We start from the raw sequence: 16036 nt of genomic DNA on the forward strand, positions 1-16036 counted from the left end.
ACGGAGGGAATCGCATTTGGAGCCAATGACGGTACAGTCCCCGTATGCCGCCATTCAGCAGCTCATCGAGTGGAAACGGTACAAGGAGGCTTTGACCGAGGCGCAGGAGCAGCTGCGCCGGGAGCCGGACGATCCGGCATTGTTTGCGCTGATCGCGCGGATCTATTCCTTGACGGACGATAACGAGAAGGCGCTGCATTGGGCAGGCGAAGCGCTTGCCCGCGATCCGGAGCAGGAGCTGGCCTGGTTTGTGCGGGTCGTCGCCCATTACGAGTCCGGAAATGAGAAGCTGTTCTACGAAGTGCTGCAGGAAGCGATGCGGATCGATCCGTACGAATCGTATTATTATTTTTTGAAGGCGAACAAGCTGAACCAGAAAGGGAAGTTCAAGGAATCGAGGGAGCAGCTGCAGTACGCGCTGGAGCTGAATCCGGAGGCGCCGCTTTATTTGGCGACGATGAGTTATGTCGAGGCGCTGCTCGGCCATATGGAGGAATCGGATCGGCTGGACCGCGAGGCCGTCCGGTACGATGCCGAGTCTCCGATGGTGCTGCTGTATTTGGCGTGGGCGGCCGGGCAGCGCGGCGATTACCCCAAAAAAGAGACGTATATGCGGGAGGCGGTAAGAGGCAATCCCGAAGACAAGCAGTTCCAGAACGAGTATCTGGAGGCGCTCCAGCAAAACCATCGCTTGTACCGCGTTTTTTTATGGCCTAACAAGCAGCTGCGCAGGATGAAGCCGTGGCAGGTTCTCGTTTCCTGGCTCGTCCTGTGGATTGTGTTCAAGCCGCTTCTGATCGTTTTTATCTTTTTATACATTACGGCGCATTGGGTAACGAAGGCGATCGTGCACGTGCGCGTGTTCGGCTGGAGACGAAGGCGGTGAGCCCCGAAATAAGAGCGGCGCTTACGGGAGCGGGGACATTGCTGCGTTAAGGAGGAAGAATGCTTGAAGTTATCGGAAGAACAACGGGACGAGATTTTAGGCTTGCTCGCCGAGGATCAAGTCCGTTATTTGAAGGAAGAGATGAAGCGAGGCAAGCGTACCGTATTTGCCAATGCGATCGCGAAACAAAAAGGCGAGCGCGTGCCGGAGACGGCGACGTTTGAGGATATCGAGCAATTGATCGATTCGTGGGTGCTCGTCGGTTATACGGATGCCGGCCATGTAACGCCCGAGCTGAAATGCGAATGCGGCAGAAGTTTGCGGCATCAATATCACGTCATCAATAAACAGACGGGGGCCGAGCACAAGTTCGGCATCGACCATCTGGAGCTGCATACCGGCATCGATGCGAAGACGGTAGCGGACATTCGCAGCGGTTTTTCCCAAATCGATCTGGAGCTGGACGAAATATTGCTCAAGATCGATGCCGGCTGGTCGATTCGGAAAGAGCCGCTGCCGCCGTTCGAGCATCTGACGCTGCCGGTCGACATTCAGCGCCACATCGATCTGGGGCTGCCGCTGCTGGAGCGGCAAATAGCCCGCATCAAAACGCTGCTGAACGATTACGCGAGAGTGCGGAGACAGACGTATATCGAATCCCGGCCGGTTGTGCCGAATGTGAAGCTGGTCCCGCAAGAGGAGCCGGATCTGTTTTCCTTCCTCGAGCCTGAACCGGAAATGGAACCGACTCCTGATCCAGCGGCTGTTTTCGGAGACGGGCTGTCGGAAGAAACGAAACGCGCCATTCTCGGTTATCTGCGAGACGGCGTACAAAGCTCGAAAATTATAGCCGAGCTGCTCATCAAACACGGGAAAACGAGCGACAGCCGGTTTATTACAGGTACACCGAAAATCGTTGTGGACGTATGCTGGTATATCGAATCGTTCATCCCAAGCGAGCAATGCAGATTGATCTCCGTCGAGCAAAACGACCGCCTTTACGAGTGGTGCGGCTCTGACAAGTAAAGCATCCATACGTGGGGCAGAAGCAGTAACAGCCGAGAGAGCATAGTAGGCCGACGAATTACTCGTCGGCCTGTTGCTCGTTTACACAGTTGCGTGGGTGGCATAATCTTTTGTAAAAAAGGCGATGCCGCTTTTGTTTTCCGCCAGCAGTCGCTGTTTGTAGGTGGAGCGGTCAGACGTTCAGTTCGACGGTTTTCGTAGCGATATGGTTGCAAAACTCGCTGTCGTGCTCCACGAACAGGATCGTCGGCGAGTGCTCCAGCAGCAGGTCCTCGAGCTGCATCCGGGAGATGACGTCGATGAAGTTGAGCGGCTCGTCCCATACGTGCAGATGCACCCGCTCGCACAAGCTTTTGGCAATCAGCACTTTCTTTTTCTGACCGCCGCTGAACGAAGCGATATCTTTCTCAAATTGCAGGCGCGAAAAATCCAGCTTTCGCAATATCGATTTGAACAGGCTTTCGTCGATTCCGCTGCTTCTGGCGAAGTCGGACAAATCCCCCTTCAAATGGGACGTATCTTGCGAAACGTATGAAATTTTCAGCTGGCTTCCGGCTCGAAGCGTGCCGGTATAAGCAATCGTTTCGCCGCAGATGAGCTTCAGCAGGCTGGACTTGCCGGAGCCGTTCGGCCCGGAAAGGGCGATGCGGTCCCCTTGCTCGATCGTAAAGCTGACATCGCGGCAAACCTGCTTATCGCCATAATGAATCGATATGCGATCCAGCTCGACCAATTGCTGCTTATGATAAGTCAGCTGCGATATTTTGAGACTTTCCGAGCTTTCGACGTTTTTGAGCAGTTGGGATTTTTCCTCCGCGGCGGATAGCTGCCGCTGTTCGATCGATTTCGATCGCTTCATCATTTTCGCGGCTTTGTGGCCGACATACCCTTTATCGACTTTGGAGCCGGAGTTGCGGGTGCCGTTTTTCGTCTTTTCCACTTCGTCCGACCAGTGGCTCGTACGGTTTGCCGCTTCGGACAGACGCTTGATGTCTTTCCTCAGCTTCTCGTTCTCGGCCAGCTCCAGATTGTCCTGCCGCTGCTTGTTCTCCCACCAGTCGGAAAAGTTGCCCTTCTGGATCTCGATATTCGTCCGGTTGATCGACAGGATGTGGTCGACACAGTTATCAAGAAACGCCCGGTCGTGCGACACCAGAATATAGCCGTTTTTGCTGCGCAAATAGTGGCTGACCAGCTTCCGGGCATGAAGGTCCAGATGGTTGGTAGGCTCGTCGATCAGCAGAAACATGTTTTCTTTCAAGAAGAGGGCGGCCAGCAGCACCTTCGTTTGCTCCCCGTTCGACATCGATTCGAAGGGACGGTAGAGCACGTCCTCGGACACCTTCAGCAGCGACAGCTCGCGCATTAGCTGCCAATGCTCGCAGTCCGGACAGATGTCCATGACCACGTCAAGCGTATTGTTCTCCTTGTTCTGAACAGGGAAAGGGAAGTATTCGAAGCCGACGCTGGCCGTGATCGTTCCGCTATACTCGTATTTGCCGAGCAGCAGGTTTAAGAACGTCGTTTTGCCGCGGCCGTTACGGCCCGTAAAGCCGAGCTTCCAGTCCGTATCGATTTGAAAGCTAACGTTCTCGAATATAGAGTCATAGCTATCGTCATAGGCGAAGGTAAGGTTCGTTACTTTGATGAGTGACATAGGGCATTCCTCCCGGGCGAATCATTTTTGGTAAAAAAAATAGAGCCGCAAGAAAGATTACCTTTCTCACAGCTCAAAAAAAATGACAAATCCAGCCCGATACAGGGGATGAATACACTAATTTTGAGTGAAAAGAATAAGGTAACTTTCTTGCCGATAAAGAATAAACCATCAACTGCTTATTCTTTAACCGTCCGCAAGAAATATTACATTATCCTCTTCATCCCCCATCACTAAGTATGAGCGAAATTCTACCACATACTTCTGATCATTGCAACCCCAAGCTTATTCCTCGTTATGGGAGGAACGGGAAGCGGCTTCGTTCTGTTCGAAAACTTCCGCCGCCTCTTCCGCGGAAAATTCGGTTTCGAACTCTCCCGGCACCGGCAGCTTGTTCAACTCGTAGGATTGAACTTCCGCTTTCGTTGCTTTGTTATTATTTTTGGCCATGATGGCACCTCCTTATTAATGGAACGACCCTATGTAGCCTTCCTCTCCTTGCCGAAATTATTCCTGAGTCTAAACCTAAGAACGGTTACATAGAGGTTCAACAACCTTTATAATGGGTATAAGAACGGAAGCGGGGAGGAGGAAGGCGAATGATATACGGGATATCGTCCGCCGCACTTTTGTTGCTGCTTTTTGCTGTCGCCGTTTACCGGCGGCGCGGGAAAAAACGGACGGTTCGGGGAAACGTAACGAGTATGGAGGAGCACCGCAAGCGGAAGCGTGCGGCAGCCGAGGCTCCGGAAACGAAGCAGCGCGCGGCAAAATGCAGCTACTGCCGCAAGACGGTAAAGCGGCTCACTTTTTATGCGGATGAGAACGGCTCCGTCATTGGCGTATGTCCTAGCTGCAAGGGAAGGGCGCTTGATCGGGACCTAATGCCTTTGTAGGGCGGCGTATTCGAATAGCTGTGAGATGGGCCGCTAACGATCGAAGTTGGCGGTCTATGTTATATGCGATTAAAATCATTTAGTTGACATTGAGAATCATTATCAATTAAACTGAATGTGTAAAGCTCTTTCGGTAAGCTGTCGGAAGAGATTACGAGTAAGCCATTTCTTCAAGTGACATACATAGGAGCAGGGAAACATAACACTCATTTCTTAAGGAGGCGGGATCGGTGGGTTTATTGTATCAGGTCGTTGAATCGCTTCAGAAGCAAGCGGAGGAAGCATCGAACGTTTTGGCGGATAGAAACGCGGCGGCTGCGAAGGCGGCTCCCGGGTCTCTGATCGAGCTTCTGCTTGAGCCGGTAGGGAGTACTCAAGGAGCGAAAGGCGTTACGACGAGAAGAGTCGTTGCGAGAAACAAGGCGCGAAGAGCGGAGCGTTAAACGAATAAAACTTGTCCAGCCGATGGTGAAGGAGCCGTCGGCTTTTCTGTTTTACCGTGGCGGTATCCGCAAGCGACCTCGTTCGTGCACACTGCCGTGCCGTCAGCGATATTTGTGTGGCATGTCACTACGATAGCATGTATAATATGGAAAATTATAGATGGGGGGCGATCAGGCGATGAAGCTGGTCATTATATTCGGGCCGCAAGCCGTCGGTAAAATGACGGTTGGTCAAGAGCTGGCCAAAATAACGGATTTGAAGCTGTTTCACAATCATATGACGATCGATCTCGTCTCTAACTTCTTTAGCTACGGTTCAGCTCCGGGCAAACGGCTGGTGGGCTTATTCCGTCAAGAAATATTCGAGGAGGTAGCCAAGAGCGACTTGGCAGGACTCATTTTTACTTTCGTGTGGGCGCTCGATCATCAAGGGGATTGGAGCTATATCGACAAGATCAGCCAAATATTCGAATCCAAAGGCGGAACGGTCGCTTTTGTGGAGTTGGAGTCAACGCTAGAGGAAAGGCTCGAGCGGAACAAGAGCCCTAATCGGCTCGAACATAAACCGACCAAGCGGAATATAGAGCACTCCGAGCAGGATCTGCTGAACACGATGCAGAAGCATCGGCTAAACTCGTTTCCGGGTGAATTTCAGAAAGAACATTACATCCGTATCGATAATACGGAGCTTTCTCCCGAGGCGGTTGCGCATTTGATCAAAGCTCGATTCCAGTTGTAGCAGATGGGGGCAAGATTGAGCCATGAAGCTGGTCATCCTATTCGGTCCGCAAGCCGTCGGAAAAATGACGGTCGGGCAAGAACTCGCAAAAATAACGGACCTGAAGCTGTTCCACAATCATATGACGATCGATCTCGTCTCTAACTTCTTCAGCTATGACTCAGCGCCCGGCAAACGGCTCGTCAGCTTGTTCCGTCAAGAAATATTCGAAGAAGTAGCCAAAAGCGACTTGGCGGGACTTATCTTTACCTATGTATGGGCGCTGGATTATCAAGGAAAATGGGATTTTATCGACAAGATCAGCCATATATTCGAATCCAAAGGTGGAACCGTCGCTTTTGTGGAGCTGGAGTCGACGCTGGAAGAAAGACTCGAGCGGAACAAAAGCCCGAACCGGCTCGAGCATAAGCCGAGCAAGCGGCATGTAGAACACTCCGAGAAGGATTTGCTGAACGCGATGCAGAAGCATCGGCTGAACTCGTTTCCCGGTGAAATTAAGAAGGAGCATTATATCCGCATCGACAATACGGAGCTTACTCCCGAAGCGGTTGCGCATTTGATCAAAGCTCGATTCCAGTTATAGGAGAAAGGGGGCGATTGAGCCATGAAGCTGGTCATTATATTCGGACCGCAAGCCGTCGGCAAAATGACGGTCGGTCAAGAACTCGCAAAAATAACAGACCTGAAGCTGTTTCACAATCATATGACGATCGATCTCGTATCACCTTTTTTTAGCTACGGCACTCCTGTCGGCAAACGGCTGGTGCGTTTGTTTCGGCAGCATATATTCGAAGAAGTGGCAAACAGCGATATGGCTGGCCTCATTTTTACGTATACATGGGCTTTCAATCAGCAGAGCGATTGGGATTATATCGATTCCGTCCGCCAAATATTCGAGTCGAAAGGCGCGGCGGTGATCTTTGTGGAGCTGGAGTCGACGCTGGAAGCAAGACTTGAGAGGAACAAAAGTCCAAACCGGCTCGAACATAAGCCGACCAAGCGAAATGTAGAGCGTTCCGAGCGGGACTTGCTGAATTCGGCCGAGAACAAGCGGCAAAACTCCAGGGAAGGGGAACTAGCCGCCGAGTTTTATATACGCATCGACAATACGCACATCGCGCCGGGGCAAGTTGCGGCCACGATCAAAGCCGCATTCGCTCTTTAAACGGGGGACCCGATCAAGTTTGTATAAAAAAACGACTGAGAATGTGTATTGAAGGAAGCAGACCCGGAAGGTACAATTCATTCTGGGCAATTGAGAATGAGAATCATTTTTGTGGTTCTTGTTCGCTGCCTCTTACATTGTTCTTAGGAGTGGATATAAAATGGCAGGGTCTTATCGCAAGTTGTTTATAGGGGCTATCGTTGCGCTGGCTGTCGTACTGAACTTAGCCGGCTGCAGTTCGCAGGAAGGACAAGCGGACAAGGCGCAAACGAACGCATCAGGCAAAGGAAATACTGCCGCGAACGGAAAAGAAAGCGAAGCGGCGAAAACGAGAAAGGTGAAGGACGAGTTCGGCGAGGTGGACATTCCGGCCAATCCGAAGCGGATTGCGGGCGTTTACGTGGAGGATTATCTGGTTGCGCTGGGCGTCACACCCATCGTTCAGTGGTATCATCCGAATTGGGGCAAACAAGACTACCTCGGCCTGAACGTGCCGAACTTCGATATTACCGGCAGTCTGGAAGCGCTCATTCAGGCGAATCCGGAGCTGATTATCGTCGACGGTTCGGTCGACAAGGCGAAGTATGAGCAGTATTCCAAAATTGCGCCTACGTACCGGCTGCCGGAAGCCATTTTGCAAAATCCCGAGGAAATTTTGAAAACGATCGCCGATGTTGTGAACCTGAAAAACAAAGGCGATGAAGTGATCGCGTTGTATGCGAAAAAAGTTGCCGATGTAAAAGAGAAGCTGACCCGTTCGGTCGTCGGACAAACCGTAGCCGTCTTAAGACTCAATATCGCAGACAAAACGCTCGCGTTATTCGGCATCGAGAACCGGTACACCGGAAACATTTACAAGGAAATGGGGCTTACTCCGCACCCGTTTGCAAGAGATATGAAGGAGTTTCAGGCGATCCTCTCGGAAGAGAAAATTCCCGAGCTTAACGCCGAGCATATTATTATTTTCCCATCGAGCGGCACATGGACGTCCAAAGAAAACCAGGAAGCGCTGAAGGTACTGGAAACTCCGCTGTGGAAATCGCTCCCCGCGGTCAAAAAGGGCAACGTATACGTGGCTGACCGGACGTACTGGCAGTCGGGAGCGATCACCGCCAATATGATGAAAATGGACGATCTCTTGAAGTGGTTTGTTAAATAAATCCGCGATTTTAGTCCATTTCGGCATAAAAGCTCTTCAGCTATAGTTGATGAGCTTTTTGCTTTTGTTTATAATAGGTAATGATAATGATAACTATTCTCACTAAAGGAAGATGGAGATGAACGAGATTTCGTCGGAGCAGACTCGTCCGATCCGGGTTTATGTGCTGAACCGTATAAATCATAGCCAACACTGCGCCTTTTGGCAGGACGAGTATGAACCGGATGGCCGCTACAAAATCGTGATCGTTACGGCCGGGAGCGGCAAGGTGGAGCTGGAGGCGGAGGGTTTCATCTCCCATCTGGAAAAAGGCAAAAGCGTCCTGCTTTCGCCGGAAGGGGCAGCCCGGATCATGTCCTGGCAGTCCGGTTTAAGCTATTATGAGCTGGCTTTTACGGTCTGGGGCGAGGAAGGCGCGGTTCGGGACCATTTCGCTACCGCGTTTGCCGGTACATATCAGTGTCCGCTGGAGTTGAACTGCCAGCCGTTCTCCCAGTGCATCGATTACGTCGAAGCGATTATGCGGCTCCATTCATCGCCCGACGAGATGGCGGCATTCGATGGCCATGTGTTTTTTCAGGAGCTGCTGCGTTTTCTGTTTCAGCAAAATCGCCCGGCGGAGGAAGGAGCGAGCACCCGTAAGGCCGTGGAGCAGTCGATCAAGCAGCTGCGCGACCGTTATCGGGAGGTGTGGACGGTTAATAGGCTTGCGGCGATGGCGAATATTACAAGAGGCCATTATACGCGGATGTTCAAAAATATTACCGGTCTCATTCCGCTCGACTACTTAAACGGAGTGCGTATGGACCGGGCCAAGCAGCTTTTGGAAAAAACGGATGACCGCCTGTTCGAGATCGCGCAGTATGTCGGCTTCAGCAACGAGTATTACTTCAGCCGCCGCTTTAAACAAACGGTCGGTATCTCGCCGGGACAATACCGGCGCAGCCACCGCGACGGCATCCGCGTGTTCGCTCCGTTTCTCGAGGATTTCCTCGTGGCGCTCGGGATTACGCCTGTGTCACAGTGCTTCCATACCGTATGGGGCAAACAGGATTACTTGGGACTTCAGCACGTCCCGGCGTTCGATATCGAAGCGGCGGATATCGAAGCGCTGTCCAGACTCCGGCCCGACTTCATCATTATGGACGGAGGCATAGAGCGATGGCTGGCTTCGGATAGCTGGAGAAGTCTCGCCCCTACGTACAACCTGCCGCATCCGGGAGAGGATTGGCGTTCCACACTGCGTATAGTGGCGGACCTGCTCGGAAAAGAAAGACAAGTGCCCGGTATTATCGAACGGTATGAAAGTAAGGCGGATGAAGCCCGCCGCGTTCTCGGCCGTTCTGTTCGCCGGGAAACCGTGGCCTGTCTGCGCGTTTCGGCGCTCGGCATCAGCCTTTATGCCGGTGCGGAACAGGGGTATACCGGTCCTGTACTGTACAAGGATCTGGGCCTTACTCCTCATCCGCTCATCCGGCAGCTGACCGGAGGCGCGAGAAAAGCGTACGTTAAGCTGGAAGGGCTCGCGAAGCTTGATGCCGATCACTTGTTTATCACCTTCGACAAGCGGCATTCCGCTTACGAGGAAGAAGAAAGAGGACTGTTCGCCTCTCCGGAGTGGCAGGCGCTGCCCGCCGCTCGGAACGGGCGTGTGTATGAAGTCGATTTTTTGACATGGATGAACTATGGAATTATGTCTCACAGCAAAAAAATCGACGATGTGCTTCGAGTGCTGGCCTAGGGCGCAGTTTCGCAGCAAAAAGAAAGAGAAGAACCTACCAAATTGCTCCCGAAGGAGAACGACTATGTCGGCTATACCGAAAGACGCAAATACGCTAGCAGCCCCGCCGCTGCCTAAACTGCGGACACGACCGCTTGCCGCTACGGGCATTTTATTCGGCGGCATCCTCCTGCTTTTTATCGCCATCGGGCTTTCCGTCTCGTTCGGCGCCGCGGATATCGCTTTTTCAACCGTGTGGGAGGCGATTTTTCGCTTTAATCCGGACCTGACCCAGCATCAGATTATTCAGGAGCTTCGGCTGCCACGGGTGCTCGGCGGCGCTATGGTCGGAGCCAGCTTTGCGGTAGCAGGCGCGCTGATGCAGGGGATGACCCGCAATCCGATGGCCGACTCGGGCCTGCTCGGCTTGAATGCCGGGGCCGGTTTCGTCATGGCTTTATGTTTTGCTTTTTTTCCCGGGCTTTCGTTTATGGCGCTCATTTTGTACTCCTTTGTCGGCGCCGGCCTGGGGGCCGGTCTTGTATTCGGTATCGGCTTGCTCGCCAAGGGAGGATTAACGCCGGTTCGGCTCGTGCTCGCCGGGGCCGCCGTCAGCGCTTTGTTATCCGCACTCAGCGAGGGGGTTGCGCTGTATTTTCGCATCGGACAAGATTTGGCGTTCTGGTATGCAGGCGGCACGGCAGGAATCAAGTGGCTGCAGATCAAGAGCATCTTTCCGTGGGTACTCGCCGCTTTAGCCGGAGCGATGATGCTTTCCCGTTCCGTCACCCTGCTTAGCCTTGGCGAAGATGTTGCGGCCGGTCTTGGCCAGCGTACTCGTCTGATCCGTCTGCTTGGCACCCTGCTTGTACTCATACTGGCTGGAGCCTCCGTTTCGGTTGTAGGGGCCGTAGGCTTCGTCGGGCTTATTATTCCACATGTAACCCGTTATTTGGTTGGAGTCGATTACCGCTGGATCATTCCTTGCTCGGCCATTCTGGGCAGTTTGCTCGTCGTTTTTGCCGATCTGGCGGCACGGATGATCAATCCGCCGTTCGAAACGCCGATCGGGGCGCTCATTTCTTTGATCGGGGTCCCGTTCTTCCTGTACTTGACCCGCAAGGAAAGGAGGTCGCTATAAGTGGAAGCAGCTCCTGTGTTAGCCGCCCTCCGGCGCAGAAGAAATCGCGGCATACTGGCTATGATTGTGCTAGTCGCGCTGATTGTTACAGCATTCATCATCAGTATGAATACAGGCTTTATCCGCATGTCCCCGATCGAGGTTATCCAAACGTTTTTCGGCATGGGGACGAGCAAGCAATCGCTTATTTTGTATCAATTCCGGCTGCCGCGTATTGTGATTTCGGTGCTCGTCGGCGCCGCGCTGGCCGTATCGGGATGCATTTTGCAGGGGATATCCCGCAACGCGCTGGCCGACCCGGGCATTCTCGGCATTAACGCCGGAGCGGGTCTGATGGTCATGCTCTTCATTTCCTTTTTCCCGACGACGGCTGCCGCTCCGGTATATGCGCTTCCGCTGCTTGCCTTGCTTGGAGCGGGACTAACGGCGATGCTCATCTATTCGCTCGCGAACAAACGGCATGAAGGCATACAGCCTACAAGACTGGTGCTCAGCGGGATTGCCGTGGCGGCCGGGATTAGCGCCGCAATGATCGTTCTCACCTTGCGGCTGGACCCGAACAAATACCAGTTTATGGCGACCTGGCTTGCGGGCAGCATATGGGGGGCGAACTGGAAGTTCGTGCTCGCCCTGCTTCCGTGGGTCGTTGTGCTGATCCCGTACGCCTGCTACAAAGCCAATGTGCTGAACGCTCTGAATCTTGGCGATCAGACGGCGACCGGTCTCGGCGCATCGGTAGGGAAGGATCGCTTTCTGCTGCTCGCCGTGGCGGTCGGTCTGGCCGGTCCGGCCGTGGCCGTCAGCGGTGGCATCGGCTTCGTAGGCTTGATCGGCCCGCATCTGGCCCGCCGTCTTGTCGGCACCAAGCACCAATTGCTGCTGCCCGCATCCGCTCTGACCGGCTCGTTTCTGTTGATAATAGCCGATACGATCGGCCGGTCCGTGCTTCAGCCGTCGGAAATTCCGACAGGTATCGTGGTGGCGGTTATCGGCGCCCCGTACTTTTTATATTTGCTGGCTCGCTCGAAAGCCTAACTCGTTGATAGAACCAAGCTCTTCCCTGTTCTCTGGGAGGAGCTCTCGGCATTTCCGGAGCAGCGAAAGGAAATGGTCGCGAAGCCGTTTAAATTGGTGTACGATTATAGGATGGATGGATGGACGGTACCGGTTCGGACTCCCGGCCGAACGCCGAAATACGATCGTATAGGAGGCGCAGATGAGCGACCGCGAGGAAGAGAAATTCGAGGAGGAGCGCGCGAGACGGGAGCAGCCGTGGGACGAGCAGGAGCCTCCCCTGTGGAGCGATGCGGATGAAGAGGAGGACCAAGCCTACTTCGAGAAAAAAGCGCGAGCGAGGAAAAGGCTGAAGAAAATACTGGCCGTTCTGCTTGCAGCCGTTTTACTGGCGAATGTACTCTCGTTTTGGCCGATGCTGTACAATATGCAGGCGATACGGTTTCTCTCCGTTTCCAGAGAGCTTTCGCGTAGCGACCAGGTTTCGGGGTACAAGCAGGCCGTAGCCGTCGTCGGATCGAAGGGCGGGAAGGGCACCGGTTTTGTCGTCTCTTCGGGCGGATATATCGTGACGAACTATCATGTGATCGAAGGAAAAAGCAGCCTGTTCGTCAGCTTTCCGAAAGGGAAAAGCTATCCGGCGGAAGTGGTGTCCAGCAATCCGTCCGCCGATCTGGCCTTGCTTCGCATCGATCCCGGCGATGCCGCGTTACATGCGCTTCCGCTGAACCGGGCAGGCAGCGCTCAGTCGGGAGACAGCGTATACATCATCGGCAATCCGCTGATGTTCGACCGAGTGGCGAACGCCGGGACAATTGTCGGAGAGATGCCGATAGACTCGATGGATATTCCTATTATCGCGATTGAAGCCCCAATCTATAAAGGGAACAGCGGAAGCCCTGTTATTAACGAGCAGGGAGAAGTAGTCGCCGTCGTGTTCGCCACCGCTTCCATCGAGCGATCGGGCGAAACGATGAAGGTGGGGCTTGCGATCCCGATCCGGTACCTTCTCTCTGATCTGGACAGGCTGGGGGTAAGCTTGGCACAGTAGATTGTCAGCCAATGCGGCTAGCGCATTGTACGGCTTTACATATGGATTACTAGCGGGAGCGGGGGAGACGAGTGATTTTTTTCGATCTGGACGGAACTTTGCTCGATCATGACGAAGCGGACAAGCAGGGCGTCCTGACGCTGCAGCATCATGCGGGCCTTGGCCATATTAGGGATGAGGCATTTTATGCGGTATACCAGAAGCTGATGGAGCATATTTACGAGCAGTATTTACGCGGCGAGCTTACGTTTGCAGGGCAAAGGACAAGGAGGATTACCGAGTTACTGGCGCATTACCAGATAACGGTTATGGGCACAGAGGCAGACCGGCTGTTCGCCCTATACTTGGAATCGTTCGAGCGGCATTGGCGCTGCTTTCCCGATGTGAACGATTGTTTGCTTCGCCTCGCAGATTTCGAAATGGGGATCATTACGAACGGCAACCGGGAGCAGCAGCTGCAAAAGCTGGAACGTCTCGGGCTCCGGCCTTATTTTTCGGTCATCACTATATCGGAGGAGCTGGGGATTGCCAAGCCGGATAAGCGGATTTTTGCCGAAGCTTGCCTAAAAGCCGGTAAACGAGCGGAACAATGTATGTATGTGGGCGATAGGCTGCATACGGATGCGCTGGCCGCCAAGCACGCAGGCATGCGCGGCATATGGCTGAACCGCGGCAACGAACCGTTTATGGAGCAGGCTGAGGTTGAGGTTATATCCAGTTTGAGTGAATTGCTGCCGGCTTGACCGCAGGGATGTATGGTTCCCTGCGGTTTTTTTGTATGTGTCAAGCCGCCCGGGATACAACGTATTATACGTTCGCCGTTTGCAGCACATATTCGACGGCTGCGCTGGAATGTAGGTAGGTCGTATCGAAAAGCGGCAGCGGACCGTCTCCGTCTTGAAGCAGCAGCGGAATTTCGGTACAGCCCAAAATGATGCCTTCCGCGCCGCGGGCGTGAAGACGATCGATGATTTGCAAATATTCGGCTTTGGAGGACGGCTTCAGCTCCCCGCGGCACAATTCGTGAAAAATAATTTCGTGCACACGCTTCCGGTCGGCCGCCTCCGGCACGATCGCTTCGATGCCGAGCTTCTCGAGCCGCTCCAAATAAAACGGCTGCTCCATCGTATACTGGGTGCCGAGCAGTCCCACTTTACGAAGCGACTTCCGTTTCACTTCGTCCGCCGTTACGTCGATAATGTGCAGCAGAGGAATGCGGATCGCACGCTGGACTTGTTCCGCGACCGTATGCATCGTGTTCGTACAGATGAGTATGACATCGCAGCCGCTCTGCTCAAGCTTAACGGCCGCTTCCGCCAAAAGCGCCGCAGCTTCCTGCCATCTTCCGGTCTGCTGCAGGTTTACGATCTCCGCAAAATCGAAGGAATATAGCAGGCATTTCGCCGAATGCAGTCCTCCGAGCCGATCTTTAACGCCTTCGTTGATATACTTATAATAATAAGCGGTCGATTCCCAGCTCAAGCCGCCGATCAAGCCGATTGTTTTCATGGTCGGTTTCACTCCCTTTTGATCCAAAGCATACCATGCTATACTGGTTGCTAGAAGTGCCAGAAATGAAGGAATTTTATAGTACCAGTTTAATTGGATGGATGAGTGATGGGGGAATATTCATGCTTTGGTTTGCAATAGATCGGAACATCTCGACCCCGCTGACGGCACAAGTGTACGAGCAGCTGCGTTCCCGTATACTTAGTCAAGAGCTGGCGGAGGGCGATCGTTTGCCGTCCAGCCGGGAGCTGGCGGGAAATATCGGCGTTTCGCGCAACGTCGTGCTGGAAGCGTACGAACGGCTGACTGCGGAGGGGTTTATTGAAGGGCGGCCACAGGCCGGCACCTTTGTCGCGGCGGGTTCCTCGTTCGAACGGATGAGGGAGGCGGAGCAGGAGCGGGGAGCGCCGTCTGCGGCACGACGCCGGACTGGCGATGGAGGGCGGGCGATCGATTTTCGGGCCGCTCATCCGGCTGCCGACTATTTTCCGCGCACGGTTTGGGGGCGTTTGGCCAAGGAGGTATGTCTGGACGCCCCGGAACGCGTCTTCGGCTATACGCAGGCCGAGGGGGTGCCGGAACTGCGCGGCGTACTGTCGCGCTACCTGCTTCAAGCGCGGGGGGTACGCTGTCATCCGGACCAGATCGTCATTACAACGGGAGCGACGCAGGCGCTGCACCTGATTACGGAGCTGTTGTCGGACCGGAGCGATCCATGCGTTGCCGTCGAGGACCCGGTGACGGATGAGATGCGCACGATTTTCACGTATGCCGGCTCCACCGTGCTGCCGATTCCGGTCGATGAGAAAGGGATCATTCCGGAAAAGCTGCCCGCCGGGGTGAAGCCGGACTTCGTCTTCGTCATCCCGTCCCACCAGTTTCCACTCGGAGGCACGCTGCCGATCCAGCGGCGCATTCAGCTGTTGGAATATGCGCGGCAGTACGACTGCTGTATCGTCGAGGACGATTACGACAGCGAATTCACCTATGAGGGAGCGGCCGTTCACTCGATGCAGGGGTTGGACCCGGAGCGGGTCATCTATGTAGGCACGTTCAGCAAAATATTGTCGCCTGCGCTGCGAATCGGCTACGCGGTGCTGCCCGAGCGGTTCGTAGCGGACTATCGCAGGCTGAAATGGTTTGCGGACCGGCATACTTCGGCGCTGGAGCAGCTTATTCTCGCTCGATTCATGGAGGAGGGCTACTTCGAGCGCCATATCCGGCGGATGAAAAAAATTTACCGCAAACGGCGCGAGGCGCTCGTAAGCAGTTTGCGACAAGAGCTGCCGCAAGCGGCCATATTGGGGCAGGCAGCCGGTATGCATCTCGTCGTGGAAGTGCCGGGCGTGCGATTTACCGAAGCGTTGCTTCGCCGCATTTATGCCGAAGGCGTGCAAGTATACGCGGTGGAGCATTATGCGATCTGCAAAGGCGGACACGAACATCAGATCGTGATGGGATACGGGGCGCTTCCGATCGAATCGATCCAGGAAGGAGTCGCGAGGCTGCGCCGGGCCATTGAAGACGAGCTGATAGTTAATGGCATTAAGTAGTAGAGGGGATGATATCCCCTCAATTCCGATCGTGCTATACTGGTATCGTAAGATCGGATCAGGAGTTTATTTGCAAA

At 54.0% G+C, this 16036-nt stretch carries 17 protein-coding genes; 14 read left to right on the plus strand and 3 right to left on the minus strand.

The genetic code is table 11. The features are described from left to right. Positions 1-25 precede the first annotated feature (25 nt). A complete protein-coding gene (locus tag D7M11_RS12890; RefSeq protein ID WP_120747803.1) occupies positions 26-886 on the plus strand; it encodes a tetratricopeptide repeat protein in 861 nt (286 codons plus the stop codon). Positions 887-949: 63 nt separating this feature from the next. Beyond that, positions 950-1912, plus strand: a complete 963-nt coding sequence (locus D7M11_RS12895) for a DUF3895 domain-containing protein (RefSeq protein WP_120747641.1) — start codon at positions 950-952, stop codon at positions 1910-1912. Between the two features lie 172 nt (positions 1913-2084). Here D7M11_RS12895 and D7M11_RS12900 read toward each other — a convergent pair whose 3' ends face one another. Together D7M11_RS12900 and D7M11_RS36380 are read right to left on the minus strand one after the other, a co-directional pair. Further along, positions 2085-3569: an Lsa family ABC-F type ribosomal protection protein gene (locus D7M11_RS12900; RefSeq protein WP_120747642.1), complete on the minus strand. Its 1485-nt coding sequence runs from the start codon at positions 3567-3569 to the stop codon at positions 2085-2087. Between the two features lie 285 nt (positions 3570-3854). Then, entirely contained in the window at positions 3855-4019 is a 165-nt protein-coding gene (locus D7M11_RS36380; protein ID WP_158606579.1) for a hypothetical protein, read from the minus strand. A 149-nt stretch (positions 4020-4168) separates the two neighbouring features. On the opposite strand from D7M11_RS36380, the gene D7M11_RS12905 reads away from it, so the two are divergent. The 11 genes from D7M11_RS12905 (at position 4169) to D7M11_RS12955 (ending at position 13640) form a co-directional block, all read left to right on the plus strand. Beyond that, positions 4169-4465, plus strand: coding sequence for a hypothetical protein (locus D7M11_RS12905; RefSeq protein ID WP_120747643.1), 297 nt, complete (start codon positions 4169-4171; stop codon positions 4463-4465). A gap of 230 nt (positions 4466-4695) precedes the next feature. Further along, complete coding sequence (locus D7M11_RS12910) at positions 4696-4908, plus strand: hypothetical protein (protein WP_120747644.1); 213 nt, start codon at positions 4696-4698, stop codon at positions 4906-4908. A gap of 178 nt (positions 4909-5086) precedes the next feature. Continuing rightward, a complete protein-coding gene (locus D7M11_RS12915; RefSeq protein WP_120747804.1) occupies positions 5087-5647 on the plus strand; it encodes an AAA family ATPase in 561 nt (186 codons plus the stop codon). A gap of 22 nt (positions 5648-5669) precedes the next feature. After that, complete coding sequence (locus tag D7M11_RS12920; RefSeq protein WP_120747645.1) at positions 5670-6230, plus strand: AAA family ATPase; 561 nt, start codon at positions 5670-5672, stop codon at positions 6228-6230. A 21-nt stretch (positions 6231-6251) separates the two neighbouring features. Then, a complete protein-coding gene (locus D7M11_RS12925) occupies positions 6252-6812 on the plus strand; it encodes an AAA family ATPase (protein WP_120747646.1) in 561 nt (186 codons plus the stop codon). Positions 6813-6972: 160 nt separating this feature from the next. Continuing rightward, positions 6973-7971, plus strand: coding sequence for an ABC transporter substrate-binding protein (locus D7M11_RS12930; RefSeq protein ID WP_120747647.1), 999 nt, complete (start codon positions 6973-6975; stop codon positions 7969-7971). Positions 7972-8089: 118 nt separating this feature from the next. Next, positions 8090-9712, plus strand: a complete 1623-nt coding sequence (locus D7M11_RS12935) for an AraC family transcriptional regulator (RefSeq protein WP_240041087.1) — start codon at positions 8090-8092, stop codon at positions 9710-9712. 64 nt (positions 9713-9776) lie between these two features. Then, positions 9777-10832 (plus strand): FecCD family ABC transporter permease, encoded by a 1056-nt coding sequence (locus tag D7M11_RS12940; RefSeq protein ID WP_120747648.1) that lies wholly within the window; start codon positions 9777-9779, stop codon positions 10830-10832. A 60-nt stretch (positions 10833-10892) separates the two neighbouring features. Continuing rightward, entirely contained in the window at positions 10893-11867 is a 975-nt protein-coding gene (locus tag D7M11_RS12945) for a FecCD family ABC transporter permease (protein ID WP_120747806.1), read from the plus strand. Positions 11868-12048: 181 nt separating this feature from the next. After that, positions 12049-12897, plus strand: coding sequence for a S1C family serine protease (locus D7M11_RS12950; RefSeq protein WP_120747649.1), 849 nt, complete (start codon positions 12049-12051; stop codon positions 12895-12897). 71 nt (positions 12898-12968) lie between these two features. Further along, positions 12969-13640 carry an HAD family hydrolase gene (locus D7M11_RS12955; RefSeq protein WP_120747650.1) on the plus strand — a complete coding sequence of 224 codons (672 nt, stop codon included), beginning with the start codon at positions 12969-12971 and terminating at the stop codon, positions 13638-13640. Between the two features lie 64 nt (positions 13641-13704). Here D7M11_RS12955 and D7M11_RS12960 read toward each other — a convergent pair whose 3' ends face one another. After that, positions 13705-14406 (minus strand): aspartate/glutamate racemase family protein, encoded by a 702-nt coding sequence (locus D7M11_RS12960; protein WP_120747651.1) that lies wholly within the window; start codon positions 14404-14406, stop codon positions 13705-13707. A 122-nt stretch (positions 14407-14528) separates the two neighbouring features. Between D7M11_RS12960 and pdxR the strand changes: the two genes are divergently transcribed. Continuing rightward, positions 14529-15959: a MocR-like pyridoxine biosynthesis transcription factor PdxR gene (gene pdxR, locus D7M11_RS12965; RefSeq protein ID WP_120747652.1), complete on the plus strand. Its 1431-nt coding sequence runs from the start codon at positions 14529-14531 to the stop codon at positions 15957-15959. Positions 15960-16036 lie beyond the last annotated feature (77 nt).

Source organism: Paenibacillus ginsengarvi (assembly GCF_003626695.1).
GTDB lineage: Bacteria > Bacillota > Bacilli > Paenibacillales > NBRC-103111 > Paenibacillus_AB > Paenibacillus_AB ginsengarvi.

Bases quoted from the DNA above. Each gene is read 5' to 3' on its own strand.
- D7M11_RS12930 (WP_120747647.1), top strand. From the start codon at position 6,973: ATGGCAGGGTCTTATCGCAAGTTGTTTATAGGGGCTATCGTTGCGCTG.
- D7M11_RS12960 (WP_120747651.1), bottom strand. From the start codon at position 14,406: ATGAAAACAATCGGCTTGATCGGCGGCTTGAGCTGGGAATCGACCGCT.
- D7M11_RS36380 (WP_158606579.1), bottom strand. From the start codon at position 4,019: ATGGCCAAAAATAATAACAAAGCAACGAAAGCGGAAGTTCAATCCTAC.
- pdxR (WP_120747652.1), top strand. From the start codon at position 14,529: ATGCTTTGGTTTGCAATAGATCGGAACATCTCGACCCCGCTGACGGCA.
- D7M11_RS12950 (WP_120747649.1), top strand. From the start codon at position 12,049: ATGAGCGACCGCGAGGAAGAGAAATTCGAGGAGGAGCGCGCGAGACGG.
- D7M11_RS12925 (WP_120747646.1), top strand. From the start codon at position 6,252: ATGAAGCTGGTCATTATATTCGGACCGCAAGCCGTCGGCAAAATGACG.
- D7M11_RS12900 (WP_120747642.1), bottom strand. From the start codon at position 3,569: ATGTCACTCATCAAAGTAACGAACCTTACCTTCGCCTATGACGATAGC.
- D7M11_RS12945 (WP_120747806.1), top strand. From the start codon at position 10,893: ATGATTGTGCTAGTCGCGCTGATTGTTACAGCATTCATCATCAGTATG.
- D7M11_RS12940 (WP_120747648.1), top strand. From the start codon at position 9,777: ATGTCGGCTATACCGAAAGACGCAAATACGCTAGCAGCCCCGCCGCTG.
- D7M11_RS12905 (WP_120747643.1), top strand. From the start codon at position 4,169: ATGATATACGGGATATCGTCCGCCGCACTTTTGTTGCTGCTTTTTGCT.
- D7M11_RS12890 (WP_120747803.1), top strand. From the start codon at position 26: ATGACGGTACAGTCCCCGTATGCCGCCATTCAGCAGCTCATCGAGTGG.
- D7M11_RS12915 (WP_120747804.1), top strand. From the start codon at position 5,087: ATGAAGCTGGTCATTATATTCGGGCCGCAAGCCGTCGGTAAAATGACG.
- D7M11_RS12920 (WP_120747645.1), top strand. From the start codon at position 5,670: ATGAAGCTGGTCATCCTATTCGGTCCGCAAGCCGTCGGAAAAATGACG.
- D7M11_RS12935 (WP_240041087.1), top strand. From the start codon at position 8,090: ATGAACGAGATTTCGTCGGAGCAGACTCGTCCGATCCGGGTTTATGTG.